36 protein-coding genes are annotated in these 24,399 nt (G+C 52.3%); all 36 read left to right on the top strand.

Annotated elements, in window-relative coordinates; genetic code table 11:
• The first annotated feature begins 9 nt into the window (after positions 1-9).
• Complete coding sequence (gene rpoC / locus SPICO_RS08765) at positions 10-4,299, top strand: DNA-directed RNA polymerase subunit beta' (RefSeq protein ID WP_013740312.1); 4,290 nt, start codon at positions 10-12, stop codon at positions 4,297-4,299.
• 181 nt (positions 4,300-4,480) lie between these two features.
• Positions 4,481-4,855, top strand: coding sequence for a 30S ribosomal protein S12 (gene rpsL, locus SPICO_RS08760; RefSeq protein WP_013740311.1), 375 nt, complete (start codon positions 4,481-4,483; stop codon positions 4,853-4,855).
• 15 nt (positions 4,856-4,870) lie between these two features.
• The gene (gene rpsG / locus SPICO_RS08755) at positions 4,871-5,341 is read left to right on the top strand and encodes a 30S ribosomal protein S7 (RefSeq protein ID WP_013740310.1); all 471 of its coding nucleotides are present in this window, start codon (positions 4,871-4,873) and stop codon (positions 5,339-5,341) included.
• Between the two features lie 196 nt (positions 5,342-5,537).
• Positions 5,538-5,678, top strand: a complete 141-nt coding sequence (locus SPICO_RS10605) for a BrnA antitoxin family protein (RefSeq protein ID WP_083810465.1) — start codon at positions 5,538-5,540, stop codon at positions 5,676-5,678.
• A 467-nt stretch (positions 5,679-6,145) separates the two neighbouring features.
• On the top strand, positions 6,146-7,333 hold the full coding sequence (tuf, locus tag SPICO_RS08750; RefSeq protein ID WP_013740309.1) for an elongation factor Tu: 1,188 nt from the start codon (positions 6,146-6,148) through the stop codon (positions 7,331-7,333).
• Between the two features lie 60 nt (positions 7,334-7,393).
• Positions 7,394-7,705, top strand: coding sequence for a 30S ribosomal protein S10 (gene rpsJ / locus SPICO_RS08745; protein ID WP_496196969.1), 312 nt, complete (start codon positions 7,394-7,396; stop codon positions 7,703-7,705).
• Between the two features lie 16 nt (positions 7,706-7,721).
• Positions 7,722-8,342, top strand: coding sequence for a 50S ribosomal protein L3 (gene rplC / locus SPICO_RS08740; RefSeq protein ID WP_013740307.1), 621 nt, complete (start codon positions 7,722-7,724; stop codon positions 8,340-8,342).
• Positions 8,343-8,351: 9 nt separating this feature from the next.
• Positions 8,352-8,981, top strand: coding sequence for a 50S ribosomal protein L4 (gene rplD / locus SPICO_RS08735; protein WP_013740306.1), 630 nt, complete (start codon positions 8,352-8,354; stop codon positions 8,979-8,981).
• A gap of 10 nt (positions 8,982-8,991) precedes the next feature.
• Positions 8,992-9,294, top strand: coding sequence for a 50S ribosomal protein L23 (gene rplW, locus SPICO_RS08730; RefSeq protein ID WP_041396000.1), 303 nt, complete (start codon positions 8,992-8,994; stop codon positions 9,292-9,294).
• Between the two features lie 14 nt (positions 9,295-9,308).
• On the top strand, positions 9,309-10,133 hold the full coding sequence (gene rplB, locus SPICO_RS08725; RefSeq protein WP_013740304.1) for a 50S ribosomal protein L2: 825 nt from the start codon (positions 9,309-9,311) through the stop codon (positions 10,131-10,133).
• Between the two features lie 9 nt (positions 10,134-10,142).
• Positions 10,143-10,421: a 30S ribosomal protein S19 gene (gene rpsS, locus SPICO_RS08720; RefSeq protein ID WP_013740303.1), complete on the top strand. Its 279-nt coding sequence runs from the start codon at positions 10,143-10,145 to the stop codon at positions 10,419-10,421.
• Positions 10,422-10,432: 11 nt separating this feature from the next.
• Positions 10,433-10,795, top strand: coding sequence for a 50S ribosomal protein L22 (rplV, locus tag SPICO_RS08715; protein ID WP_041395227.1), 363 nt, complete (start codon positions 10,433-10,435; stop codon positions 10,793-10,795).
• Positions 10,795-11,505, top strand: a complete 711-nt coding sequence (rpsC, locus tag SPICO_RS08710; protein ID WP_013740301.1) for a 30S ribosomal protein S3 — start codon at positions 10,795-10,797, stop codon at positions 11,503-11,505. The genes rplV and rpsC overlap by 1 nt, the downstream gene beginning before the upstream one ends.
• A 2-nt stretch (positions 11,506-11,507) precedes the next feature.
• Positions 11,508-11,924 carry a 50S ribosomal protein L16 gene (gene rplP, locus SPICO_RS08705; protein ID WP_013740300.1) on the top strand — a complete coding sequence of 139 codons (417 nt, stop codon included), beginning with the start codon at positions 11,508-11,510 and terminating at the stop codon, positions 11,922-11,924.
• 5 nt (positions 11,925-11,929) lie between these two features.
• A complete protein-coding gene (gene rpmC, locus SPICO_RS08700) occupies positions 11,930-12,136 on the top strand; it encodes a 50S ribosomal protein L29 (protein WP_013740299.1) in 207 nt (68 codons plus the stop codon).
• A 14-nt stretch (positions 12,137-12,150) separates the two neighbouring features.
• Complete coding sequence (rpsQ, locus tag SPICO_RS08695; RefSeq protein ID WP_013740298.1) at positions 12,151-12,402, top strand: 30S ribosomal protein S17; 252 nt, start codon at positions 12,151-12,153, stop codon at positions 12,400-12,402.
• Between the two features lie 15 nt (positions 12,403-12,417).
• Positions 12,418-12,783, top strand: coding sequence for a 50S ribosomal protein L14 (gene rplN / locus SPICO_RS08690; RefSeq protein WP_013740297.1), 366 nt, complete (start codon positions 12,418-12,420; stop codon positions 12,781-12,783).
• Positions 12,784-12,792: 9 nt separating this feature from the next.
• Positions 12,793-13,098, top strand: a complete 306-nt coding sequence (gene rplX / locus SPICO_RS08685; protein ID WP_013740296.1) for a 50S ribosomal protein L24 — start codon at positions 12,793-12,795, stop codon at positions 13,096-13,098.
• On the top strand, positions 13,098-13,652 hold the full coding sequence (rplE, locus tag SPICO_RS08680; RefSeq protein WP_013740295.1) for a 50S ribosomal protein L5: 555 nt from the start codon (positions 13,098-13,100) through the stop codon (positions 13,650-13,652). The genes rplX and rplE overlap by 1 nt, the downstream gene beginning before the upstream one ends.
• A gap of 15 nt (positions 13,653-13,667) precedes the next feature.
• Entirely contained in the window at positions 13,668-13,853 is a 186-nt protein-coding gene (locus SPICO_RS10205) for a type Z 30S ribosomal protein S14 (protein WP_013740294.1), read from the top strand.
• A gap of 9 nt (positions 13,854-13,862) precedes the next feature.
• Positions 13,863-14,261 (top strand): 30S ribosomal protein S8, encoded by a 399-nt coding sequence (rpsH, locus tag SPICO_RS08675; RefSeq protein WP_013740293.1) that lies wholly within the window; start codon positions 13,863-13,865, stop codon positions 14,259-14,261.
• Positions 14,262-14,271: 10 nt separating this feature from the next.
• Complete coding sequence (gene rplF, locus SPICO_RS08670; RefSeq protein ID WP_013740292.1) at positions 14,272-14,814, top strand: 50S ribosomal protein L6; 543 nt, start codon at positions 14,272-14,274, stop codon at positions 14,812-14,814.
• A gap of 17 nt (positions 14,815-14,831) precedes the next feature.
• Positions 14,832-15,191 (top strand): 50S ribosomal protein L18, encoded by a 360-nt coding sequence (rplR, locus tag SPICO_RS08665; RefSeq protein WP_013740291.1) that lies wholly within the window; start codon positions 14,832-14,834, stop codon positions 15,189-15,191.
• 9 nt (positions 15,192-15,200) lie between these two features.
• Positions 15,201-15,707, top strand: a complete 507-nt coding sequence (gene rpsE, locus SPICO_RS08660; protein WP_013740290.1) for a 30S ribosomal protein S5 — start codon at positions 15,201-15,203, stop codon at positions 15,705-15,707.
• A 2-nt stretch (positions 15,708-15,709) separates the two neighbouring features.
• Entirely contained in the window at positions 15,710-15,907 is a 198-nt protein-coding gene (rpmD, locus tag SPICO_RS08655; RefSeq protein WP_013740289.1) for a 50S ribosomal protein L30, read from the top strand.
• Position 15,908: 1 nt separating this feature from the next.
• Entirely contained in the window at positions 15,909-16,343 is a 435-nt protein-coding gene (gene rplO, locus SPICO_RS08650; RefSeq protein ID WP_013740288.1) for a 50S ribosomal protein L15, read from the top strand.
• Positions 16,344-16,362: 19 nt separating this feature from the next.
• A complete protein-coding gene (gene secY, locus SPICO_RS08645; protein ID WP_013740287.1) occupies positions 16,363-17,682 on the top strand; it encodes a preprotein translocase subunit SecY in 1,320 nt (439 codons plus the stop codon).
• A 15-nt stretch (positions 17,683-17,697) separates the two neighbouring features.
• Positions 17,698-17,811: a 50S ribosomal protein L36 gene (gene rpmJ, locus SPICO_RS10200; protein WP_013740286.1), complete on the top strand. Its 114-nt coding sequence runs from the start codon at positions 17,698-17,700 to the stop codon at positions 17,809-17,811.
• Positions 17,812-17,837: 26 nt separating this feature from the next.
• Positions 17,838-18,203 (top strand): 30S ribosomal protein S13, encoded by a 366-nt coding sequence (rpsM, locus tag SPICO_RS08640; RefSeq protein WP_013740285.1) that lies wholly within the window; start codon positions 17,838-17,840, stop codon positions 18,201-18,203.
• A 14-nt stretch (positions 18,204-18,217) separates the two neighbouring features.
• Complete coding sequence (gene rpsK, locus SPICO_RS08635) at positions 18,218-18,595, top strand: 30S ribosomal protein S11 (RefSeq protein ID WP_013740284.1); 378 nt, start codon at positions 18,218-18,220, stop codon at positions 18,593-18,595.
• A gap of 23 nt (positions 18,596-18,618) precedes the next feature.
• A complete protein-coding gene (gene rpsD, locus SPICO_RS08630) occupies positions 18,619-19,266 on the top strand; it encodes a 30S ribosomal protein S4 (protein ID WP_013740283.1) in 648 nt (215 codons plus the stop codon).
• A gap of 9 nt (positions 19,267-19,275) precedes the next feature.
• The gene (locus SPICO_RS08625) at positions 19,276-20,328 is read left to right on the top strand and encodes a DNA-directed RNA polymerase subunit alpha (RefSeq protein ID WP_013740282.1); all 1,053 of its coding nucleotides are present in this window, start codon (positions 19,276-19,278) and stop codon (positions 20,326-20,328) included.
• Positions 20,318-20,833, top strand: coding sequence for a 50S ribosomal protein L17 (gene rplQ, locus SPICO_RS08620; RefSeq protein ID WP_013740281.1), 516 nt, complete (start codon positions 20,318-20,320; stop codon positions 20,831-20,833). Before SPICO_RS08625 ends, rplQ begins: the two co-directional genes overlap by 11 nt.
• Before the next feature lie 360 nt (positions 20,834-21,193).
• Positions 21,194-22,726, top strand: coding sequence for a ribonuclease Y (gene rny, locus SPICO_RS08615; protein ID WP_013740280.1), 1,533 nt, complete (start codon positions 21,194-21,196; stop codon positions 22,724-22,726).
• 24 nt (positions 22,727-22,750) lie between these two features.
• Positions 22,751-23,551, top strand: coding sequence for a TIGR00282 family metallophosphoesterase (locus SPICO_RS08610; RefSeq protein ID WP_013740279.1), 801 nt, complete (start codon positions 22,751-22,753; stop codon positions 23,549-23,551).
• A gap of 3 nt (positions 23,552-23,554) precedes the next feature.
• Positions 23,555-24,337 (top strand): TlyA family RNA methyltransferase, encoded by a 783-nt coding sequence (locus tag SPICO_RS08605; protein WP_013740278.1) that lies wholly within the window; start codon positions 23,555-23,557, stop codon positions 24,335-24,337.
• Positions 24,338-24,399 lie beyond the last annotated feature (62 nt).

Genomic DNA, 24,399 nt, shown 5'->3' with positions numbered 1-24,399 from the left:
GAGATACGGATGAAGGAAATTCAAGATTTCGACAGCATCATGATACGTCTGGCTTCCCCAGAGCAGATCAAGGCATGGTCTTACGGTGAAGTGAAGAAGCCTGAGACCATTAACTATCGCACGCTCCGTCCTGAGAGGGACGGGCTGTTCTGCGAGCGTATCTTCGGCACGACCAAGGAATGGGAGTGCTATTGCGGCAAGTTCAAGACAATCCGTTACAAGGGCGTAGTCTGCGACCGTTGCGGCGTTGAAGTGACCAGCACAAAGGTGCGTCGTGAACGCATGGGTCACATCACCCTTGCGTCACCTGTCTCTCATATCTGGTATTACCGTTCGGTACCTTCCAGGATGAGCCTCCTGCTTGATATATCCCGCTCCCAGCTCCAGAGCGTCCTGTACTATGAGAAGTATATTGTCACTCATTCTGGTGATACAGAGCTGAAAGAAAAACAACTGCTCGCCGAGGATGAATACTGGCAGGCGCGCGAACAGTATGGCGAGGGCTTCCAGGCCGGAATGGGCGCGGAAGCAATCAGGGAACTGCTTGCGAACCTTAACCTGGGCGCCCTGAGCGCTGAACTGCGTCAGCAGATGAGAGAGAAGGGCGGCAAGGCGGATAAGCGACTGCTCAAGCGGATTGAGGTCGTGGAGAACTTCCAGGACAGCGTTAACAAGCCAGAATGGATGATTCTTTCCGTGATACCCGTCATCCCGCCTGAATTGCGTCCGATGGTTCAGTTGGACGGTGGTCGCTTTGCCACCAGCGATTTGAACGACCTGTACCGCCGTGTCATCAACCGTAATAACCGGCTCCAACGTCTGATCAGCCTCCATGCGCCTGACATCATCCTGCGCAACGAGAAGCGTATGCTCCAGGAAGCAGTCGATGCGCTTTTTGACAACTCAAAGCGCAAGCGTGTCGTCAAGGGTGCTGGCAACAGACCTTTAAAGAGCCTTTCCGACATGTTGAAGGGCAAGCAGGGACGTTTCCGCCAGAACCTTCTGGGCAAGCGCGTCGATTATTCCGGACGTTCCGTTATTGTCGTCGGCCCTGAGCTGAGGATGCATCAGTGCGGCTTGCCTTCCAAGATGGCCTTGGAACTGTACAAGCCCTTCATCATGCGCAAGCTCGTCCAGAACGAGGAAAGCGTCAATATCAAGAAGGCGAAGAATCTGGTCGAACAAGAGACGCCGGAGGTATGGTCTATCCTTGATGAAGTGGTCAAGGAGCATCCTGTGCTGCTTAACCGCGCTCCCACGCTTCACCGTCTCGGCATCCAGGCTTTTGAGCCTGTCCTTGTGGATGGCAAGGCAATCAAGCTGCATCCCTTGGTATGTCATGCGTACAACGCGGACTTTGACGGAGATCAGATGGCAATTCACGTTCCTCTGACCCAGGCTGCCCAGATGGAATGCTGGACGTTGATGCTCTCCACGACCAACCTTTTGGATCCCGCGAACGGTAAGCCTATCGTGTTCCCGTCCCAGGACATGGTTCTTGGCATCAACTACCTGACCAAGGACATGCCCGGCGCCAAGGGTGAAGGCCGCTACTTCGACAACATCGCGGAACTGGAACGCGCCATTGATGCGGGTTCCCTTTCCTATAATGCCCGCATCTCCTGGCTGCTTGACGGAAAGAAGACTGTGACCACTCCCGGTCGTATCATCTTCAATTCCATCCTGCCAGCGGGAATCCGCTTCCAGAATGCCACGATGGGAGACAAGGAGCTTAAGAAGCTCATTGGAGAGACCATCAAGAGCAACAAGAATTCTGTCGCTGTCACGATGCTTGATGCCATCAAGGACATCGGTTTCAAGTACGCGACGCTTTTCGGCGCGACGATCGGACTTTCCGACATGCTCGTGCCCACGGCGAAAAAGGAGATGGTCGAGAAGGCTAACCAGCAGCAGGCTGAAATCATGAACCAGTACCGCCAGGGGCATATCACCCAAGATGAAAGGTACAACCGTGTCATCGAGGTGTGGAGCCAGACAAACGAAGCGTTGACCACGGAACTGATGACCAGTCTCCGGAACGACCAGAACGGGTTCAATCCCCTGTTCATGATGGCCGATTCCGGCGCCCGTGGATCCAAGACGCAGATTCGTCAGCTCGGCGGCATGCGCGGCCTGATGGCCAAGCCCACCGGTGACATTATCGAGTTCCCCATCAAGTCGAACTTCAAGGAAGGTCTGTCAATCATCGAGTTCTTCATCTCCACCAACGGAGCCCGCAAGGGGCTGTCTGATACGGCTTTGAAGACTGCCGAGGCAGGTTATCTGACCCGCCGCTTGGTTGATATCAGCCAGGATGTGGTGATAAACGAGGATGACTGCGGAACCATCACTGGTACGTGGCGTTCGGCCATCAAGGACGGAGATGAAGTCATCGACTCTCTTGCCGACCGCATCACAGGACGCTATACCCTGGAAAGGGTCAAGCATCCGGTCACTGGTGAGATTCTCATTGACGTGAACCAAGAGATTGATGAAGATATGGCTCGCAGGATTGATGAGGCCGGAGTGGAGAAAGTCTATATCCGTACTGTCTTGACCTGTGAAAGCAAACATGGCGTTTGCCGCAACTGCTATGGCCGAAACCTTGCGACCAACCGACCCGTGGAAATCGGCGAGGCAGTCGGAACCATCGCGGCGCAGTCGATTGGTCAGCCTGGTACACAGCTTACCATGAGAACGTTCCATGTCGGCGGAACTGCATCCACCAGCACGGAGAACGACAAGCTGACCTTCTCCCATCCCGTAATCGTCACCCGTGCGACCGGGCAGATGATTGAACGCGCCTCGGATGGCCGTCAGGTGTTCACCCGCAAGGGCTTCCTGTACTTCAATCGTGTGAACAAGGTGTTCGTCGTACCCAAGGGAGCCAATGTCCTGGTATCTGATGGCGACAAGATTACCTCTGGCATGACCATCTATGAAGACAAGGGCAAGAAGCCTGTAGTTGCGGAACAGATGGGTTTTGCCCGCGTCATTGATGGGAACATCTATATCGTGGGACCTGAAGCCCGTCAGGACGTGAAGCCAGGCTCCGAGCTGTTGATTACCTTGGACACTTTTGTTCCTGAGAACGCGGCTGTCGTCCAGTTCGATCCTTTCAGCGAGCCGATTATTGCTGAAAGTGACGGATATGTGCATTTCGCTGACATCAAGCTGGGCACTACGTTGCAGGAGGAAGTGAACGAGGAAACCGGTAACGTGGAGAAGAAGATTACCGAATATAATCTTGAGACACTCCAGCCGCGCATCCTCATCACTTTCGGCAAGAACGGAGAAGGCTCGGAATCCTCCGCGTACCTGTTGCCCGGTTCCTCCTACCTACAGGTTTCCGACAACCAGAAGATTGTCAAGGGCGACATCTTGGCCAAGATTCTGAAGGAAGGCGTGAAGACTAAGGATATCACCGGCGGTCTTCCCCGTGTCGGCGAGCTTTTTGAGGCACGGCGGCCGCGCAATGCGGCGGTTCTTGCCCAGGTCGAAGGCATCGTGCGTTTCGGTACCATCGTGAAGGGCAAGCGCAAGCTGTCCATCGAAGATTCCTTCGGCGATTTCTTCGACCACTATGTCCCCATGGGCAAGCATCTGCTTGTCCGTGACGGCGACCATGTGGAGGCGGCTGAACCGCTGTGCGACGGACAGATTGACCCTCACGATATCCTTGATATCATGGGAGAGAACGACTTGCAGTCGTTCCTGCTTAATGAGGTCCAGGAGGTTTACCGGCTCCAGGGAGTAGATATCAACGACAAGCACTTAGGCATTGTCGTGCGACAGATGCTCCGCAAGGTTGAAGTGGTCAGTGTCGGGGATACGTCATTCATCCATGGACAGCAGGTGGATAAGGTTCGCTTCCGTGAAGAGAACAAGAAGGTGGAAAGGGAAGGCGGGGAACCTGCCGTTGCCCGTCCACTGCTGCTGGGGATTACCCGCGCTTCGCTGAGCATCGATTCCTTCATATCCGCCGCTTCATTCCAGGAGACGACCAAGGTCTTGACAAATGCCGCCATTGCTGGTAGTAGAGATGAGTTGCGCGGTCTCAAGGAAAATGTTATCATCGGTCACCTGATTCCTGCCGGAACTGGCATGAGACGGTATCGTGATATAAACCTTACCGACGAGACTTCGGTGGATCTCCAGGCGAGAGTCGCGCAGATAATGGATCAGCATCATCAAGAACCTGAGGTCTATGAAGAAGAGTACCTCATTGATGACGATGACGAAGATACATCTGACGGAGGTGACGCCGCCGACGTGGATGGAGCATCTGACGAAGACTAAGACTGCCTGTCGGCACATTGGTTTTCGTCTCCTCCATCATTGACATGTCGTTGGCTCCATGCTGACTTCGGAAGTGTGATATAGGATTGCGGTGTTCCCGAAAGGGATTGCCGCGGACTTCGGCGTCCTTCGGGTCGTCGTGGTCGGAGCAGTAACAGAATAAAAGGGAGTGTATCGAAAGATGCCTACTATCAATCAGTTGATACGCAAGGGCCGGGTAGCGAGCGCGAACAAGACGAAGTCCCCCGCCCTTGAGGGAAGCCCTCAGAAACGTGGTGTCTGCACCCGTGTCATGACGGTTACTCCGAAGAAGCCGAACTCCGCGCTGAGAAAAGTCGCCCGTGTGCGTCTTTCCAATGGCATTGAAGTCACGGCCTATATTCCGGGAATCGGACATAACTTGCAGGAGCACTCCGTTGTGCTCATGCGTGGCGGTAGGGTCAAGGACCTTCCCGGTGTCCGTTATCACATCATCCGTGGCGCCAAGGACACCTTGGGCGTCGCTGACCGCAAGAGAAGCCGCTCGAAGTACGGTGCCAAGAAGCCGAAGGCTTGATGAGGGAGTGACAGCATGTCGAGAAGAAGTGTAGCTCCCGTCAGGGAGATTTTGCCAGACGCCGTGTACAATAGCGTCGTGGTTGAGAAGTTTATCCGTCGTATGATGATCGATGGCAAGAAGTCCATCAGTACTGGTATCATGTATGCGGCATTGCAGGATGTAGGGGAGAAGACAGGAGAGAAGCCTCTTGATGTCTTCCTCAAGGCGCTGGAGAACGTAAAGCCCGCCGTTGAAGTCAAAAGCCGCCGTGTCGGTGGTGCGACGTATCAGGTTCCCGTTGAGATTCGCGAGACCCGCCGTGAGGCTTTGGCCATGCGTTGGCTCATCACCGCAGCTCGCGCCCGTAATGGGAAAACCATGGGTGAGAAGCTCGGAGCCGAACTCTTTGATGCCTTTAACAGCAGTGGTTCCGCTTTCAAGAAGAAGGAAGATACCCACCGCATGGCGGAGGCAAACAAGGCATTCAGCCATTACCGCTGGTAGTCTTTCTGCTTTCTCCGGTGATTATGAACCGACCGTCCTCTGGGATGGCCGGTTTTTTGTTGTTTTGACGCTAAGCATTCAATCATCAGTGAAGATCGTTTTTTCGGGTCAGGCAGCCTGCATGGTTTTGTCATTGTGGCTGTAATTTACGCCGTGACCGGAAGAATCAGGATTATTTCGGCCAGGCCCGCGTTGCTTGAAGTCTGTAAAACAGGCTATATCGCTTCGCATCGATGCCGATAATCTTGAATGGTTGAAACGGAAGGTCGGGGGCTATCAGAAGCGGAGGAACGCTGTTTTTGGGTGGGCTTGGATGAATGGCTGCCCTCACGCATGAGAAGAAGATGTGAGAAAATTATGACCCTGGATGATGTAAAAAAATAATAACCAATTTCATTACAACAAATTACAGACATGAATCACACTATTTTTAAATATTGCGTTGAATTTCCTTTTTAAAAACAATGATTCGCTTGACATGTTCCGTCCACATTCAGTATAGTAGGCAAGGTGTCTTGCCGAAAGATGCGTATGTACGTGTCTTCATGCGAGAACATGCCGAGCCAAACCGATCGTCCAAGGGCTGAATGCCAGGATGGTTAGGTGGTCCAGGTTACAGGCGGTTTTTTACAACCTGTTTCTATGTCGGTGGAAGGATATTCCTGTTTCATCGACCTCTGGATTTCCTTCCATCCCTCAACGGACACATCACAGTTTGTCTCACATCGTGAATTGTAAGGGCGTAGACCTTTATGAATCGCATATTATTTTTTTGTGACACGCACCCGTCACAAGGAGGAACTGATGGCTAAGGAAAAGTTTGCGAGGACGAAGCCGCACGTTAACGTTGGAACAATCGGACACGTCGACCACGGTAAGACGACCCTCACTGCCGCAATCACCCAGCACTGTGCCCGGCTTTTCGGTGACAAGGCTCTTGCTTATGATGCAATTGACAACGCCCCGGAAGAAAAGGCCAGAGGAATCACAATCAATACCCGTCACGTCGAGTACCAGAGCAAGAACCGGCACTATGCCCACGTTGACTGCCCGGGACACGCTGACTACATCAAGAACATGATCACTGGCGCTGCCCAGATGGACGGAGCTATCATCGTCGTTGCTGCCACTGATGGCGCCATGGCTCAGACCAAGGAGCATATCCTCCTTGCCCGTCAGGTCGGCGTACCCTGCATCGTCGTGTTCATCAACAAGATTGACCAGGTGGACGATCCTGAACTGATTGATCTCGTCGAGGCTGAAATGCGCGATCTGCTGACCGCCAATGGTTTCGATGGAGATAATGCCCCTGTCATCCGCGGTTCTGCTTATGAAGCCTTGAACAACCCCGATGATCCTGAGAAGACGAAGTGCATCGACGAGCTGCTTGACGCTATGGATGACTATGTTCCGCTTCCTGCGCGTGCCGTTGACCAGCCTTTCCTCATGCCGATCGAAGACATCTTCTCCATCTCCGGTCGCGGTACCGTCGTTACCGGTCGTATCGAACGTGGCGTTATCCATGTGAACGATCCTGTTTCCATCGTTGGAATCAAGGCCACCCAGGACAGCGTCGTCACCGGTGTCGAGATGTTCAACAAGTTGCTTGAGGATGGTCAGGCCGGTGATAACATCGGAGCCCTGCTGCGCGGCATTGACAAGAAGGAAGTTGTCCGTGGACAAGTTCTTGCCAAGCCCAAGTCGATCACACCTCACCAGAAGTTCATCGGTACTGTGTACGTGCTTACCGCGGAGGAAGGCGGTCGTAAGACTCCTTTCTTCTCCGGCTATCGCCCGCAGTTCTATTTCCGCACCACCGACATCACTGGTACAGTGCTCTTGGAAGGCGGAAAGATGGTTCTTCCCGGCGACCACACGGAGCTGGAAGTCGAACTGATTCACCCCGTTGCCATGGACAAGGGTCTCCGCTTCGCTATTCGCGAGGGTGGTAGAACCGTTGCTTCCGGTCAGGTGACCGATATCAAAGGCTAATAGAGCCAGGAATGTCTTGCCGGCGCACAGGGCGCTGGCAAGACCTGTTTTTTTGGAGGAATCATGGCTAATGAAAGAATTCGGGTGCGCTTGAGAGGCTTTGACATTGAATTGGTCGAGCAGAGCTCCAAGGCCATCGTACAGACCGCAGTCAAAGCTGGTGCAAAGGTTTCCGGACCCGTACCGCTTCCGACCCGTATCAATAAAGTTACTGTCCTGAGATCGCCACATGTCAATAAGAAATCGCGTGAGCAGTTCGAGATGCGGACCCATAAGCGCTTGATTGACATTTTGGAACCTACATCAAAAGTCATGGATGCCCTCATGAAGCTTGAGCTCCCTGCTGGTGTGGACGTTGAGATCAAACAGTAAAGAGTCGAGGTAAGAGATGTTAGGGCTTATCGGCAAGAAAATAGGCATGACCCAGGTGTTTGACGCAGAAGGCAGACTGACTCCTGTGACGGTCATAAAGATAGAGGGCAACGTCGTCGTTGCCGACAGGACCGAGGAAAAAAACGGTTATAATGCCGCACTTCTCGGTGCGATCGACAAGAAAAAGAGCCGCGTGACCAAGCCGTATGCCGGACAGTTCCCTGAGGGTGTCGCGGTCAAACGGAATCTGGTTGAATTCCGCGACTTTGATAAGGAAGTTTCTGTTGGCGAAGTCCTGGGTGTCGATTTGTTCAAGGACATCGCTTTCGTCGATGTCACCGGCACGACCAAGGGCAAGGGCTTCCAGGGTGGTATGAAGCGTCATGGATTCGCAGGTGGTCGTGCAAGCCACGGCTCCAAGTTCCATCGTGATATCGGTGGTACGGCAATGTCCACTACGCCGGCTCATACTTTCAAAGGCCACCGCATGGCCGGTCACATGGGTTTTGAAAGGACAACCGTGCAGAACCTGCGTGTCGTGCGCGTTGATGAAGAATTGCAGGTCCTTATGGTCAAGGGAGCAATTCCCGGTCCCGCCCAGAGCGTCGTCATCGTCAAGAAAGCGGTAAAGAGGTAGGGCGAGAAGATGGAAACTAAAGTATATTCAACGGAAGGGAAAGAAATCCGCACTATCCAACTGAATGATGCGGTGTTCGCCCGTGAAGTCAGCGACGGCTCAATTTACTATGCCGTTAACAATGAATTGGCCAACCGCCGTGTCGGTACTGCATGCACCAAGACCCGTGCAGAAGTCAATTATAGCAATGCTAAGCCATACAAGCAGAAAGGTACGGGCAATGCGCGTGCTGGTGACAAGAAGTCCCCTGTCTGGGTTGGCGGAGGAACGATCTTCGGGCCTCGTCCCCGTGATTACAGCTATGTGATTCCTAAGAAGGTCAAACGGTTGGCGATGAAGTCGCTCCTGTCTCTGTCCGTCCAGGAAGAACGCTTGGTTGTTGTTGAAGATTTCACGGCGGAAAGCGGCAAGACCAAGGAGCTGATGGCAATCCTGAAGAATTTCATGGAAGGTCTGAACAGGACACTTATCATCCTCAAGGATGATGACGTACTGCTTCGCCGCGCTGCCAAGAACATTCCCAACGTGCGCGTGCTCTCCTACAACAGGCTTGCTGCCAAAGAGCTGCTCTACGGCCGGAAGGTGATTGTCATGGAGACCGCCGCGAAGAATCTGAATGATTTCTACGGTGATAAATAAGGGGTCGGATGTGAGAGCAGATCAAATAATCATAGCACCTGTGCTGAGTGAGAAATCAAACATCGCCAGGGACTTTGAGAGCAAGAAATATACTTTCAGAGTTCATGCCGATGCGAACAAGCACGAGATCAGCGAGGCTGTCAGAGAACTCTTCGGCGTGGAACCAGTGAAGGTGAACACGATGAACGTCCCCGGCAAGCCCAAGTTTTCCCGCGGCAAGGCAGGCTCCGTCAAGGGGACTACCGGTGGCTGGAAGAAAGCAATCGTCACATTGGCTAAGGGTGATTCCATCCAGGCCATCGAAGGCGTATAAGGGAGAGTGGAAAAATGGCATTGAAAACGTACAGACCCTATACTCCCGGCCTGAGAGAGCGAACAGTCCTTGTCCGGGATGAAATCACGGTTGACAAACCGGAGAAGTCCTTGACCAGCCGTCTGCATCGCAAGGCTGGGCGGGATGGCTTTGGTCGTATCAGCGTCCGTCGTCGCGGAGGCGGGCATGCCCGTTCATACCGCATCATTGATTTTAAACGCGACAAGATTGGCATTCCCGGTGTGGTGAGAACCATAGAGTATGATCCCAACCGCAGTGTAAACATCGCTTTGGTGTTCTATGCTGACGGAGAAAAGAGATATATCCTGGCTCCGAAGGGCATCAGCGTCGGCGCCAAGGTGATAAGCGGACCACAGGCCACGCTTGATACAGGCAATGCGCTTCCCTTGAAAGCTATTCCTTTAGGATTGACTGTCCATAACATTGAGCTTACTTTGGGACGCGGCGGCCAGCTTGTCCGTTCCGCGGGCTTGGGAGCTACTTTGGTGGCAAAAGAGGGGAGCTACGTGACCCTTCGCCTGCCTTCAGGTGAAATGCGTATGGTGTTCCATGAATGCTACGCTACTCTCGGTCAGCTGGGAAACGAAGACCATATGAACGTATCCTTGGGAAAGGCCGGCGTCAGCCGCCACCTGGGACGCCGCCCGAAGGTTCGTGGTGTTGCCATGAACCCTGTTGACCACCCGCATGGTGGTGGTGAAGGCAAGACTGCCGCTGGTCGGCATCCTGCTACACCGTGGGGCAAGCCGACCAAAGGTGGAAAGACCCGTTCGAAGAAGAAGCCTTCTGGCAAGTTCATCGTCAAGAAGCGGAAGTAGGAGTAGAAAGTGGCTAGGTCAATTAAAAAAGGTCCTTTTATCGAGAAAAAACTTTATAAGAGGCTTCAGGAGGCGAACAAGTCCGGTCAGAAACAGATGATCAAGACATATTCGCGCGTTTCTACGATTATCCCTGAGATGGTTGGATTCACTTTCTCGGTCTATAACGGCAAGACGTGGATTCCTGTCTTCGTGACGGAAAACCTGGTTGGGCATAAGCTTGGCGAGTTCGCTCCCACGAGGATTTTCCGCGGTCACGCGGGATCTGACAAAAAGGCTGGTAGGTAATGGATAACAGCATGGAAGAAAGAAAAGGGTACCGGGCAATTGCCAAGTACTTGATGGTATCTCCATCTAAGGTGCGTCCTGTAGCTGACCTGGTCCGCAGGAAGCCATATATCGAAGCTGTCGCCATTCTGGAGGCAATGCCTCAGAAGGGTGCGCGCCTGATCCTGAAGGTATTGCAGTCCGCCGGGGCGAATGCCCTGAACATGAAGCGTACCCTCGATGAGGATCAGTTGGTCGTGTCCGAGCTTCTGATTGACGAAGGTCCTCGCCTGAAAAGGGTGTGGCCACGTTCCCATGGAAGACGTGACATACTGCTCAAGAGGATGTCGCACATTACCGTCGTTGTTGACGAAGCTGTAAAGGTGGGGAAATAATGGGCCAGAAAGTCAATCCTATCGGACTTCGTCTTGGCATTAACAAGACGTGGAAATCCAAGTGGTATGTTGATCCGCGCGAGTACGTGGATACCCTGCACGAAGACCTTCGCCTGCGCAAGACGCTCAATGAATGTCCTGAAGTCCAGGGAGCCGAGATTTCTGATGTAGAGATTATCCGCAAGCCCCAGAGAATTACGATAGTCCTGGCGACAAGCCGTCCCGGAATTATCATTGGTTCCAAGGGTGCCAATGTAGAGAAGCTTGGCCAGAGGCTTCAGAAGCTTTCTGACAAGAAGGTACAGATTAAGATCAAGGAAATCAAGAAACCTGAAGTCGATGCACAGCTGATTGCGGCTAACGTTGCCAAGCAGCTCACTTCCCGCGGTTCTTTCCGCCGTTCCATGAAGATGGCGGTGTCAAAGGCCATGCAGGGCGGCGCACAGGGTGTGAAGATTCGGCTTTCCGGTCGTCTCGGTGGCGCAGAGATTGCCCGTACCGAATGGATGAAGGAAGGACGTGTTCCCCTGCATACCCTGCGTTCTGACATTGACTATGGGTTTGCGCAGGCAAACACTACTTTTGGCGCCATCGGCGTGAAAGTGTGGGTCTTCAACGGCGAGATTTACGAAAGAGCTAACAAGGATGACGCCGGATTGCTGGTCAAGAAGCCGACCAAATCCGAGGCTGAAGCCGAGGTGAGGAGTTAATCATGCTGAGTCCTAAGAGAATCAAGTATAGAAAGAAGCAGCGCGGGACCCGTGACGGTGTCGCCTATCGCGGCAATTCACTTGCTTTCGGCGAATACGGCCTGCTGGCCCTGGAGCCAAAGTGGATTACCAACCGTCAGATTGAAGCTGCCCGTATCGCGATGACCCGTCATATCAAGCGCGGTGGTAAAGTATGGATCCGTATTTTCCCGGACATGCCTTACACAAAGAAACCTGCTGAAACCCGACAGGGAAACGGCAAGGGCGCTCCTGAAGGATGGGTGGCAGTCGTCAAAAGTGGTGCCATGATGTTTGAGATGGCGGGAGTTGACAGGGCGTTGGCTGAAGAAGCGCTTTCCCTTGCCGCTTCCAAGCTGCCAATCAAGACCCGGTTCATCGCCCGGACGAATTTGGAGTAGTAGACATGAAGAATTCATTCAGTGATTTGACCTATGCCGAGTTGGTAGCTAAGAAGGAAGAGTTGCACAAGGAACATCTGAACCTGCGGATGAACAAAGTGCTTGGACATCTGGACAATCCCCTGGCACTGCGCACGACGCGCCGCCAGATTGCCCGTGTGAACACTCTTATCCACGAATACTCCTTGGGCATTCGTTCCGACAAGAAATAAGAGAGGCGGCAGATATGGAATCGAATAAGAAGACGTTTACCGGACAGGTTGTCAGCGACAAGATGGACAAGACCATTGTTGTTGCCATTTCCTCCCGGACACTGCATCCGTTGTACAAGAAGTACGTGACCAGAACAAAGAAGGTGAAGGCTCACGATGAGGCCAACGATGCTCATATCGGCGATACTGTCCGCATCGTCGAATGCCGTCCCTATAGCAAGGACAAATGCTGGCGCCTGACTCAAATCGTTGAGCGGGCACGCTAAGGTAGGGGTAATGACATGGTACAGATGCAGACATACTTGAATGTGGCAGATAACAGCGGGGCAAAGACCGTCCAGTGCATCAAGGTGCTGGGTGGCAGTCACCGGTACATTGCCGGAGTCGGCGATGTCATCGTCGTTGCTGTCAAGGATGCGTTGCCGAATGGCGCTATCAAGAAGGGTGATGTCCTCAAGGCCGTCATCGTCAGAACGAAAAAGGAATACCGCAGACCTGACGGTACATACATCAGGTTCGATGAGAACGCCTGCGTAATCATCGATGCCAACAATAACCCGCGCGGAAAGCGCATCTTCGGACCGGTCGCCCGCGAGCTTCGCAGCGACTATATGAAGATCGTGTCCCTTGCGCCGGAAGTGTTGTAGGAGTAGGAAATGAGACTGAAGAAGGACGATACGGTCAAGATTCTTGTCGGGAAAGACAAAGGCAAGACCGGAAAGATCGTGAAGGTCGACGTAAAGTCGGAACGTGTCATTGTCCAAGGCGCCAACATGGTGAAGAAAACCATGAAGAAGCGCAATGCTCAGGACAAAGGCGGCATAGTCGAGATTGAGGCTCCAATCCACGTTTCCAACGTGGCGTACCTTACAAAGGACGGGACGACATCTCGGATCGGATATAAGTTTGACGAAAAGGGCAAAAAGGTCCGTTTCGCCAAGAAGACTGGGGAGGTACTCTGATGGCTGAGAAATTCATACCCAATTTCAAGACCAAGTACTGCGAGACAGTTGCTCCCGAACTTTTCAAGGAGTTCGGGTATAAGAGCGTCATGCAGGTTCCCCGTCTGGAGAAGATTACTGTCAGTGTCGGTGTCGGTGAGGCGGTGGCGAACAAGAAACTTTTGGATGTCGCCGTCAAGGAACTGGAGCAGATTACCGGACAGCATGTCGTGAAGACCCGTGCCCGTAAGTCAATCGCCAATTTCAAGGTCCGCGAAGGCCAGGAGATCGGCGCCATGGTTACCCTGCGCGGTGACAACATGTGGTATTTTCTGGAAAGGCTGATTATGCTGGCTTTGCCACGGGTCAAGGATTTCCATGGCGTAAAGCCGAATGCTTTCGATGGTCGCGGGAACTATTCTCTCGGCATCACTGAGCAGATCATTTTCCCTGAGATTGACTTTGACAAAATCGAAAGGATTAGTGGTTTGAATGTGGCTATCGTGACAACGGCCAAGACCGATGAGGAAGGGCACGCGCTTTTGAAGAAGCTCGGCATGCCTTTCAGTAAATAGGGCGGAGAAAGACAGATGGCAAAAAAATCGATGATAATCAAGGCCAACAGAGAGCCAAAGTTCAGTTCTCGCGCGGTCAATCGTTGTAAAGTCTGCGGCAGACCCCGCGGGTATCTGCGCAAGTTCGGCATGTGCAGGATTTGCTTTCGTAAGCTCGCTAGCGAAGGCCAGATTCCTGGTGTCACCAAATCCAGCTGGTAGGAGAATGAGATGGCTATAAGTGATCCTGTCGCCGATATGCTGACCAAGATTAGAAATGCTAGTCAGGCGAAGCATGAAAAAGTAGATATTCCAACTTCGAAGATGAAGCTCCAGATTGTAAAGATTCTGAAGAATGAAGGTTTCATCAAGAATTTTAAGAAGGTCACCAAAGATTCCAACAACTTCATTCGCGTATTTTTGAAATACGATGAGAAGCAGGAACCTGTTCTTCATGGCCTTCAGCGGATCTCCACCCCTGGTCGCCGGGTATATTCCGGCTACAAGGAAATACCTCGTGTCTTCAACGGACTGGGTGTGGTTGTCGTGTCCACCTCCGCAGGTGTCATCACTGGACAGAAAGCCAGTGAGAGCATGGTCGGTGGTGAACTGATCTGTACGATTTGGTAGGTGGTGAAATATGTCCAGAATTGGAAAAATGCCGGTAACGGTGCCACAAGGCGTCAAGGTTGCTGTGACCGACGGAACCATCCATGTGGAAGGTCCCAAAGGTAAGTTATCTTGGGCGACACGGCCCGAAGTCGATGTCCAGGTTCTTGACGGACATGTTTCCGTCTCCCGTAAGGATGACAGCCCGGAAAGCCGTGGATTCCATGGCCTCTACCGCCAGCTTGTCCAGAACATGGTAAAGGGAGTCTCCGAAGGATATTCCAAGACCTTGCTGATCAATGGCGTCGGTTACCGTGCCGAATTGAGTGGCAAGGCGCTGGTGCTGAACCTTGGGTACTCCAATATCATCGAGTACGTCATTCCTGAAGGAATCACTATCGCTGTCGATGGTCCCAACAAGGTCGTCGTCTCCGGCATCGACAAGCAGAAAGTCGGTCAGGTCAGCGCTGAGATTCGTTCCTTGAGAACCCCGGAACCCTTCAAGGGCAAGGGAATCAAGTATGATACCGAGACTATCCGTCGCAAGGCTGGCAAGTCCGGAGCCAAGAAGTGATCGGAAGGTAGGCAGAAATGAGTAAGAAAAACGATAAGACGGCGCTCCGTGCACGCCGCAAGGTACATATCAGGAAGACTCTTTCCGGTACGGCCGTCCGTCCCCGGTTAACGGTTTTCCGTAGCAACAATCATCTGTATGCCCAGGCTATCGACGACGTTGCCGGTCACACTTTAGTAGCTATCAGCAGCCTTGAGAAGGATCTGAAGGAACTGAAGAATACAGTTGAAGATGCCGCCAAGTTCGGCGAGGCTCTCGGTAAGCGCCTGCTTGAGAACAAGATCGAGACCGTGGTGTTCGACCGCAACGGGTATCTGTTCCATGGCGTTGTGAAAAGCATCGCCGATGGTGCCCGCAAAGCCGGCGTGAAGTTCTAGGGGGAAACTGTGGAAAAGAACAAAGGAAGAGAGAAAAGCGACGGACTCGTCGAAAAACTCATAAAGCTGAACCGTGTTGCCAAAGTCGTCAAGGGTGGACGGAGATTTTCGTTCTCAGCCTTGGTCGTCGTCGGGGATCAGAATGGTCGTGCGGGATATGGTTTCGGCAAGGCCAATGACGTTACCGAAGCTATCCGCAAGGCGATTGACAAGGCGAAGACCCACATGGTCACCATCCCCCTCAAGGGTGTGACGGTTCCCCATGAGTCGCTCGGCAAGTTCAAGAGTGCCAGCGTGCTCCTGCGTCCCGCAGTTCCCGGTACTGGCGTCATCGCCGGAGGAGCTGTACGTGCCGTGTGCGATGCTGCCGGTATCAACGACGTGCTGAGTAAGTCCTTGGGATCCAAGAATGCGATCAATACGGTGAAAGCGGCTTTTGACGCTCTCGAAAACCTGTATGATGCCCGTCTTGTGGCTCATGCCCGCGGCAAGTCCTTGAAGGAACTCTGGGGATAATCATGGAAAAAGAAACGAGCAAGAAAATGATTCAGATTAAACTGGTCAAGAGTGTGATTGGCTCTCTGCCGGCTCAGCGTAAGACGGTCAAGGCCCTCGGCCTCGGTCGCATCGGCAGCATTGTCGTCCAGGAACCTACTCCCTCTATTTTGGGAATGGTTCGTGTGGTTTCACATCTTGTGAAAGTCGAGGAGATATAAGATGGCACAGATCAGCGCGCCATTCGGTGCTAATACCAAGAAGAAGATTGTCGGTCGTGGCTATGGTTCCAAGGGTCGGCATTCCGGGCGTGGCAACAATGGTCAGAATGCCCGTTCCGGCGGTGGTGTCCGTCCCGGATTCGAGGGTGGCCAGATGCCTTTGTATCGCCGTATCGCCCGGCGTGGTTTCTCAAACTTTCCTTTTAAAGTAGAATATGAAGTTGTGTCCTTGGATGACATTTCTCTGCGCTATGAGAATGGAGAGACGGTCAACCCTCAGTCCTTGAAGGAACGTGGGCTGTTGAAGGGACATGATGCCTTGGCCAAGATTCTCTCTAACGGGGAACTGACCAAGAAGGTCATTGTCGAGGGTGTGAAGTTGTCTGCGGGAGCCGCTGAGAAAGTGACTGCCGTTGGCGGTGAGATCAGAGAGTAGTAATAAAAAGAAGGATGCAATGGCAAACTCCCTAATTACGATGTTCAGACTGAAGGATGTCAGAAAGAAAATTCTCTTTACCCTTGCGTTGCTGGTCGTCAGCCGCTTGGGTACGGTGATTCCTATCCCTGGCATCAATCCCGTCGCTTTGAAGGAATACTTCCTGGCGCAGAGTACATCCAGTAACATCGGTATAACTGAGTACCTGAATTTCTTCTCCGGTGGAGCATTCTCCAATTTCTCCTTGTTCATGTTAGGCGTCATGCCGTACATCAGCATGCAGATCATCATCCAACTTCTGTTGCTCGTCATTCCGAGCTGGAAGAAAATGGTGGAAGAACCGGAAGGGAAGAAAAAGATACAGAAGATCACCCGCTGGGGTACGGTCGTCGTATGTCTTATCCAGTCCTATGTCGTCACTGTATATGCGCAATCAATTCCCAACGCCCTTACCATCGGGCAGTTGGCGTTCACATTGGTAGCCATGTTGACCGTCACGGCAGGTACGATGTTCCTGGTATGGCTGGGTGAGAGGATTACCGAGAAAGGTATCGGCAATGGTATCTCATTGCTGATTTACGCCGGTATCGTCGCCCGTTTCCCGGAATCCATCGCAACGCTGTTCAGAAGCATCTCCGCTGGCGTTCTTAACCCTGTGGTCGTGCTTGTCGTCGTGGCAATGTTCATTGTCGTCGTAGCCCTGGTCGTCTATGAGGAGCAGGGACAGCGCAAGATTCCCGTGAACTATGCAAAGAGAGTCGTCGGCAGGAAGATGTATGGAGCGCAGAATTCCTACATCCCCTTCAAGATAAACCCGTCCGGCGTCATCCCCGTTATTTTCGCTTCCACCCTCCTGTCTTTCCCTCTACAGATAGCATCTGCATTGGGACCAGAGGTACGATGGATGGCAAGTTTCGCAAAGTGGCTTGAACCCCAGGGTGCCCCCTATCTGATTATCTACACCCTGCTGATCATTGCTTTTGCGTTCTTCTATACGCAGGTGAGCCTGAATCCTGTGGAGATGGCCAAGCAAATCCGTGAGAACGGAGGGTCGGTTCCCGGTGTCCGTACCGAGAAGCTGGAGGAGTACCTGACAAGGATCCTCAACCGCATCGTTCTTCCCGGAGCTATTTTCTTGGCTTTCATCGCTTTGATTCCGACTCTCGTCCAGAAGTTCTTCAACTTCCCCGCATCCGTCGCAATGATGTTCGGAGGTACTTCACTGTTGATTCTCGTCGGCACTACGCTTGAGACGACACGGCAGATTGAAAGTCTCCTGAAGATGCATCACCACGACACGACTTTCGGGGCGTCGAAGGGCAAGGTCAAATATTTATAGGCTAGGAGTTAAACCATGAAGGTGAGAGCAAGTGTCAAGCCGATTTGCGATAAATGCAAAGTAATTAGAAGGAATGGGGTAGTCCGCATTATTTGCGACAACCCCAAGCACAAGCAGAGACAGAAATAAAGAAGTGAGAGCGCAGGAGGCCTTTGATGGCAAGAATTGCAGGAGTTGATTTACCAAACAAGGCAGTAAAAATTGCTTTGACATATATCTACGGCATTGGGAACTATTCCGCGGCGAAAATCTGCGAGCAGACGGCTGTTAATCCTGATGAAAGGTTGAATAACCTTTCCTCTGAGGATCTTTCCAAGCTCCGTGAGATCATTGAGAATAATTTCAAGGTCGAAGGTCGTCTTCGCACCGAAGTGGGTCTCAATATCAAGCGTCTGATGGACATTGGGTGCTACCGTGGTCTTCGTCACCGCAAGGGACTTCCGGTTCGCGGTCAGAGAACCAAGACGAATGCCCGTACCCGCAAGGGCAAGAAAAAGACCGTCGCCGGTAAGAAGAAGTAAGGAGCAGCGTAAAAATGGCTAATGTCAAACGTAAAGTGAAGAAGACGGTATTGGAAGGGAATGTCTATATCCAGGCAACCTTCAATAATACCATTGTCACCGTGACCGACCTCAGGGGCAATGCTGTATCCTGGGCCAGTGCCGGTGGACTTGGTTTCCGCGGAGCTAAGAAGTCCACGCCCTACGCTGCACAGACGACTGCTGAAACAGCGGCTAAGAAGGCCATGGACTATGGTCTCCGTGAAGTGAATGTTTTCGTGAAAGGACCAGGGGTAGGCCGTGAATCAGCCATCAGGACCCTGGGGGTTCTCGGCTTGCAAGTGAGGAGCATCAGGGATGTCACCCCGATTCCCCATAATGGTTGCAGACCAAGAAAGACCAGAAGAGTCTGACCTAGAGGAGCAAGGATAGAATCATGGCAAGATATACCGGACCAAAATATAAGCATGTTCGCGCTGACAAGGCACGCCTCGTCGCCCGCGGAGAGAAAACTGATACGCATCCAGCGGCACGCCGCCCCGGACAGAAGCATCGTGACAGTCTTCCTGGCAAGGACCCAAAGGCCCGCACCAAGAAGATGACCGATTATGGCATGCAGCTCCGTGAGAAGCAGCACCTGAAGTGGACCTACGAGATGCTTGAGAAGCAGTTTCGCAAAACCTTCGATGAAGCCGCGCGTATCCCTGGAAAGACAGGTGAGAACCTCATTGTCCTTCTTGAACGCCGTCTTGACAATGTCGTGTACCGCCTGCACTTCGCCAGCACTCGCCGTCAGGCATCCCAGCTGGTGAGCCACGGGCATGTATTCGTCAATGGATCCCGCGTCAACATCCGTTCTTACCGTCTGAAGGATGGCGATGTCATTTCGATTGGCTCTCGTGGACAGAAGATGAATCTGATAAAGGAAAACCTCACTGAGTACACCCGTGCTGGAGTGGCACCTTGGCTTTCGCTTGATCCCGATGCTATGAAGGGCACTTTTATTATCGCCCCGAAGCGTTCCGACATCTCTGAGCTGGCGGATGTCAACGAGCAGTTGATCGTTGAGCTCTATTCTCGTTAAGGAGTGAACATGGCACGTAAAAATCTGATGAAAGGGTTCAAGAGACCGAAAGGAATCATTTTCGAACATAGCGATGTGAAACCTGATTATGGCAAGTTCACCGCCTATCCTTTTGAAAGAGGATTCGGAACTACCATTGGTAACACGTTGCGCCGGATCTTGCTCTCTTCAATTCAGGGATATGCGATTACCGCGGTGAAATTCACCACCTTCAACCAAGATGGTGTGCCTCATCTGGTGACCAGCGAGTATGAATCCCTTCCCGGAGTCAGGGAGGACGTCAGCGACATCATCGCCGCATTGAAGAAACTCCAGCTCCGTCTGCCTGAAGAGAGTGAGAGCACCACACTGCTCATCGAATGCAAGGGGCCAGGAATCCTTAGCGGAGCCAGCTTTGAGCGCGGGCAGGTGGAAGTGATCAACAAGGATATGGAAATCCTCACCATGATGGATGACGCAAATATCGAGATGGAAGTCCAGATTGATTTGGGACGCGGCTATGTTCCCGCTGAAATCAACGAGAAATATGTTGAGGAAATCGGAACGATTCCCCTTGATGCTTCCTTCTCTCCCGTCACCCGTGTGAAATATGCCATTGAACCGACCCGTGTCGGACAGCGCAGCGATTATGACAAACTTGTCATTGAAGTCTACACTGACGGTACTATTTCTCCGGAGAGCGCATTGGCTGAGGCTGCGAAGATTGCGAAGGATCATTTCTCAATCTTCATCAATTTCGATGAGAGCCTGATAAACAGCAGCGACGAAATCGATGAGGAAGAAGAAAGGGTTCGCAAGATTCTGAACACTTCCGTCGAGGAACTGGAGCTGACTGTCCGTTCCAGCAACTGTCTGAAAAACGCCAATATCCGCACCATCGGGGATTTGACGAAGAAAACTGAAGAGGAGATTGCCAAGACTCGGAATTTTGGCAAAAAGTCCCTGTCTGAGATTAAGGCGAAGCTCGCCGAGTGGAACCTCAGCCTTGGCATGACTGATTACAGTGTCCTGAAGAATGCCATCAGAGTACCTGGTAACAAGGAAGAAAAGAATGAAGCATAGGAAAGGATTCAATGCGTTGAGCCGTACAGCCAGCCAGCGCAAGGCGCTCAAGCGCAATATGGTGACCTCCCTCTTCAGATATGAGAGGATTGAGACCACTAAGGCAAAAGCCTTGGAAGCCCGCCGCATGGCGGAGAAGATGATTACCCGTGCGAAGGTGGATTCTGTCCATAATCGACGGCAGGTTTCCCAAGACCTTTTTGACGAAGGTGTCGTTGCCAAACTTTTCACCCAGATTGCTCCCCTGAACATCGACCGCGCCGGAGGCTATACCCGCATCCTCAAGATTGGTAACCGCCAAGGCGATGCCGCTGAGATGGTGATCCTTGAGCTGGTGGAAAAGACTGAAGCCAAGAGCGAGAAGGAAAAGAAGAAGGAAGACAAGAAGACGGCCAAGGCCGTCAAGAAGGCTGCCGCTGAAAAGAGAGCATCCGCAGAAGAAGCTTCCGAGAAGCCCGCAAAGAAGTCATCCTCCAAGAAGGAGGCTGCTCCGGCGGAAGCCTGAGTCAGTCACAATCTGGCGGTTGGCCATGAGATAGGTTGTTGTGAAGGGCGAAAGCCTGGGGCAACGACCTATTTTTTTGTCTCCAGGCATGTGTTTCGGCTTTAATCCAGAGAAAGTCTTATCATATGAGATGAACAGCGACTCAAAATATTCCATGCTTGACAGGGACTCGTTGTGCGCTATCTTGTCCTTGTAGGCCGTATCTCCTTAATCCATTATTGACTCCTTTCCTGGGGAATATGGATTTTTGTGTTTCTATCTCTTTTCTATGAATACAAATAGATGTATCTTGTCCACGATAGTCGCTTGACATCCGCATGTGACTCACGTATTATATGTAACATTATCATGGAGGGTGTTATGAATGTATATCTGTCAACCCTCCTTGGTTGTGTTATTGGCATAATTCTAGGTTGGTTGATCCGTTTGCTGTATGCAAAGATTAAGCTTACTTCGATTGAACAGAGGGCGGTACGCCTGAATCAGGAAGCAATCAAGGAAGCTCAGGCAAAAAGCAAGGAACTGATGCTTGAAACCCGTGACCAGTTGCTCAAGGAGCAGCAGGAGCAAGAACGGGAAGCGAGAGAAAGAAGAAATGAGCTGCAGAGGTCTGAACGCCGGATTTTGCAGAAGGAAGAGAACTTAGAGCGCAGACAAAGTGAACTGGATGCTGTCAAGAAGCAACTGGGGGAAAGGGAACAAAGTATTGCCGGACAGGAAGAAAAAGCCGTTGAACTGGAAACACGGCTGCTCAGGGAACTGGAACGAACCGCCGGCATGACGACCGAGGAAGCGCGGCAGACCATCATTGAGACTATTCAGAATGATGTTCGCCGGGATTCTCAGGTACTGGTAAACAAGATTGAGCAGGAAGCCATACTTAAGGCTGACAAAGTAGCCCGCGACATCATTGTCACGTCGATCCAGCGATTGGCGACAGAAGTCAGCGGGGAAGTGTCCGTAGCTTCTGTCTCACTGCCGAATGATGAGATGAAAGGTCGTATCATTGGACGGGAAGGACGGAACATCAGGGCACTGGAGACGCTGACCGGTGTGGATATCATCATTGATGATACTCCAGAGGCTGTTGTTATTTCCTGTTTTGATCCGGTGCGCAAGGAGATTGCACGGGTAGCCTTGGAGCGTCTTGTTCAAGATGGCCGCATCCATCCTGCGCGGATTGAGGAAGTCGTTTCAAAGGTGACGCGTGAAGTGAACCGCATCGTCGCTGATGAAGGAGAGAAGGTAGTATTCGATCTGGGAATCCACAACATAAGTCCAGAAATGGTCAGGGCATTGGGACGGCTGTACTTCCGGACCAGCTATGGCCAGAATGTGCTTGCTCATTCCAAGGAAGTGGCTATTCTTGCAGGGATGATTGCGTCCGAGGTTGGCGCGGATACTGAACTTGCCCGCAGAGGCGGTCTGTTGCACGATGTTGGAAAGGGAATCGAGACTGAAGATGATTCTGGTCACGTTGAAGCTGGCGTGGAGCTTGCCAAACGGCTTGGAGAGGATCAGAAGGTCATCAACGCCATCCATTCCCACCACAACGATGTCGAACCGACGACGGTCGAGTCGGTAATCGTGCAGATTGCCGATGCAATCAGTGCTGCCCGCCCCGGTGCTCGCCGCGAATCCTTGGACAACTATATCAAGCGTCTTGAAAGCCTTGAGGATATTGCGGAAAGTTTTAACGGCGTGGACAAAGCGTATGCTATCCAGGCCGGTCGTGAATTGAGGATACTGGTCAACAGTGATTCTGTCACTGATGAAGGGGCAAAGGATATTGCCAAGGATATTTCCGGTCGCATTGAGGCCGAGTTGAGATATCCAGGCCGCATCAAGGTCACCATCATCAGGGAAACCCGCGTGGTGGAATACGCTCGCTGATATAGTCTGATGTAGGGAAAGAACGTGGATAATTCCAAGATTCTTACGGCTCTGGTGCTTGGCGATGTCTGTGGCAAGCCAGGCAGCAGAGCCTTGTTCATGGGGCTTTCGGCTCTTAAGAAAGAGTTCAGGGCGGATATTGTCATCTTGAACGGAGAGAATGCCGCCAATGGCTTTGGTCTCAACGACGAACAACTCAGGCAGTTCTTTGACCTGGGTGTGGATGTTGTGACCAGTGGCAATCATATCTGGCAGCAAGAAACATTGCGTCCGACCTTGGACAATGAGCCGCGCCTTCTGAGACCTGCCAACTATGCTCCCGGAGTTCCGGGGCATGGTTCCGTGGTTGTTGAGGTTGCGGGGCATAAGGTCGGAGTGTTGAACCTCCAGGGACGAACGTTTCTTCCGCCTTTGGACTGTCCTTTCCGTGTCGGTGTCGAGATGCTGGAGAAACTGTCCCGCCAGACACCTGTGATCATTGTCGATTTCCATGCCGAGGCTCCCCATGAGAAAGAGGCTTTCGCCTTTCATGTGGATGGCAAAGTATCTCTGGTGGTCGGAACCCATACGCATGTGCAGACAGCCGATGAGCGCATTTTGCCCGGTGGTACAGCCTATATCAGTGACATCGGCATGTGCGGCCCCAGGGACAGTGTCATCGGTTCCGATCCCACGCTGTCAATTGAACGCCAGTTGACCCAGATGCCCCTGAAAAGTGAAATCCTCGATGCTCCAGGGTGGATACAGGGAGTCTGCTGCTCCATTGATGTCAGGACAGGGAAAGCCGTGAAACTTGAACGGATTGCCCGTTCCTATGGAGGCTGAACCATGGCCGGACAGTCCCGTCACCCCTTTCTGGTCGATGTGCTCGTCCGAAGATTTCCCCAACATGACCGACAACGGTTGCGCGGTTATATTGCATGTGGGAACGTAATGGTTGATGGAGCCCGTATCACGGATGAAAAGGCATGCGTGCCTGCCTCAGCCGAGATTGCCCTGGAGTTTCCCCGATATGTTTCCCGTGGAGGCTATAAGCTGGAAAAAGCTCTTGATGCTTTCTCGCTTTCTGTCTCTGGCTTGGTCATGCTTGATGCAGGAGCTTCTACCGGAGGGTTCACTGATTGTCTCCTCCAACATGGTGCGGCATGTGTCCATAGCGTGGACGTGGGTTATAACCAGCTTGATTGGAAGCTCCGTACCGATAGCAGGGTCATCGTCCATGAAAAACAGAACATCATGACTGTCGAGGTACTTGAGCCGCCTGCCGACGCAGCAGTCTGCGACCTTTCGTTTCGTTCCATCGCGGGAGCCGCCTCACATATTCTTTCCCTGACAAAAATGGGCTGGCTTGTTGCCTTGGTCAAGCCGCAGTTCGAGACTCCGAAGAACATGCCAGGATTCACCGGCGTGGTGCGGGAAGAAACCGTTCTCCGTGATGTGATGGCGCATGTCCATGATATCCTTGAAGCGGATGGGGTAGGCGTGCGTAATATTGTGCGTTCTCCCTTGGAAGGACTCAAAGGCGGAAATACTGAGTTTCTTGTCCTTCTTGTCCAGGGGAAAGGCATGGACAAGGATGCCATGCTCTCATCTGCTTTTGTTTCCGATTGAACTGTATTTCCGATTGAACCGGAAACCTGCATCATCCCCAGTTTCCCCTGGCTTCCCCGTTC

The organism is Parasphaerochaeta coccoides DSM 17374, assembly GCF_000208385.1.
GTDB classification, from domain to species: Bacteria; Spirochaetota; Spirochaetia; order Sphaerochaetales; family Sphaerochaetaceae; genus Parasphaerochaeta; species Parasphaerochaeta coccoides.
This window is presented reverse-complemented; position numbering and strand designations above follow the sequence as displayed.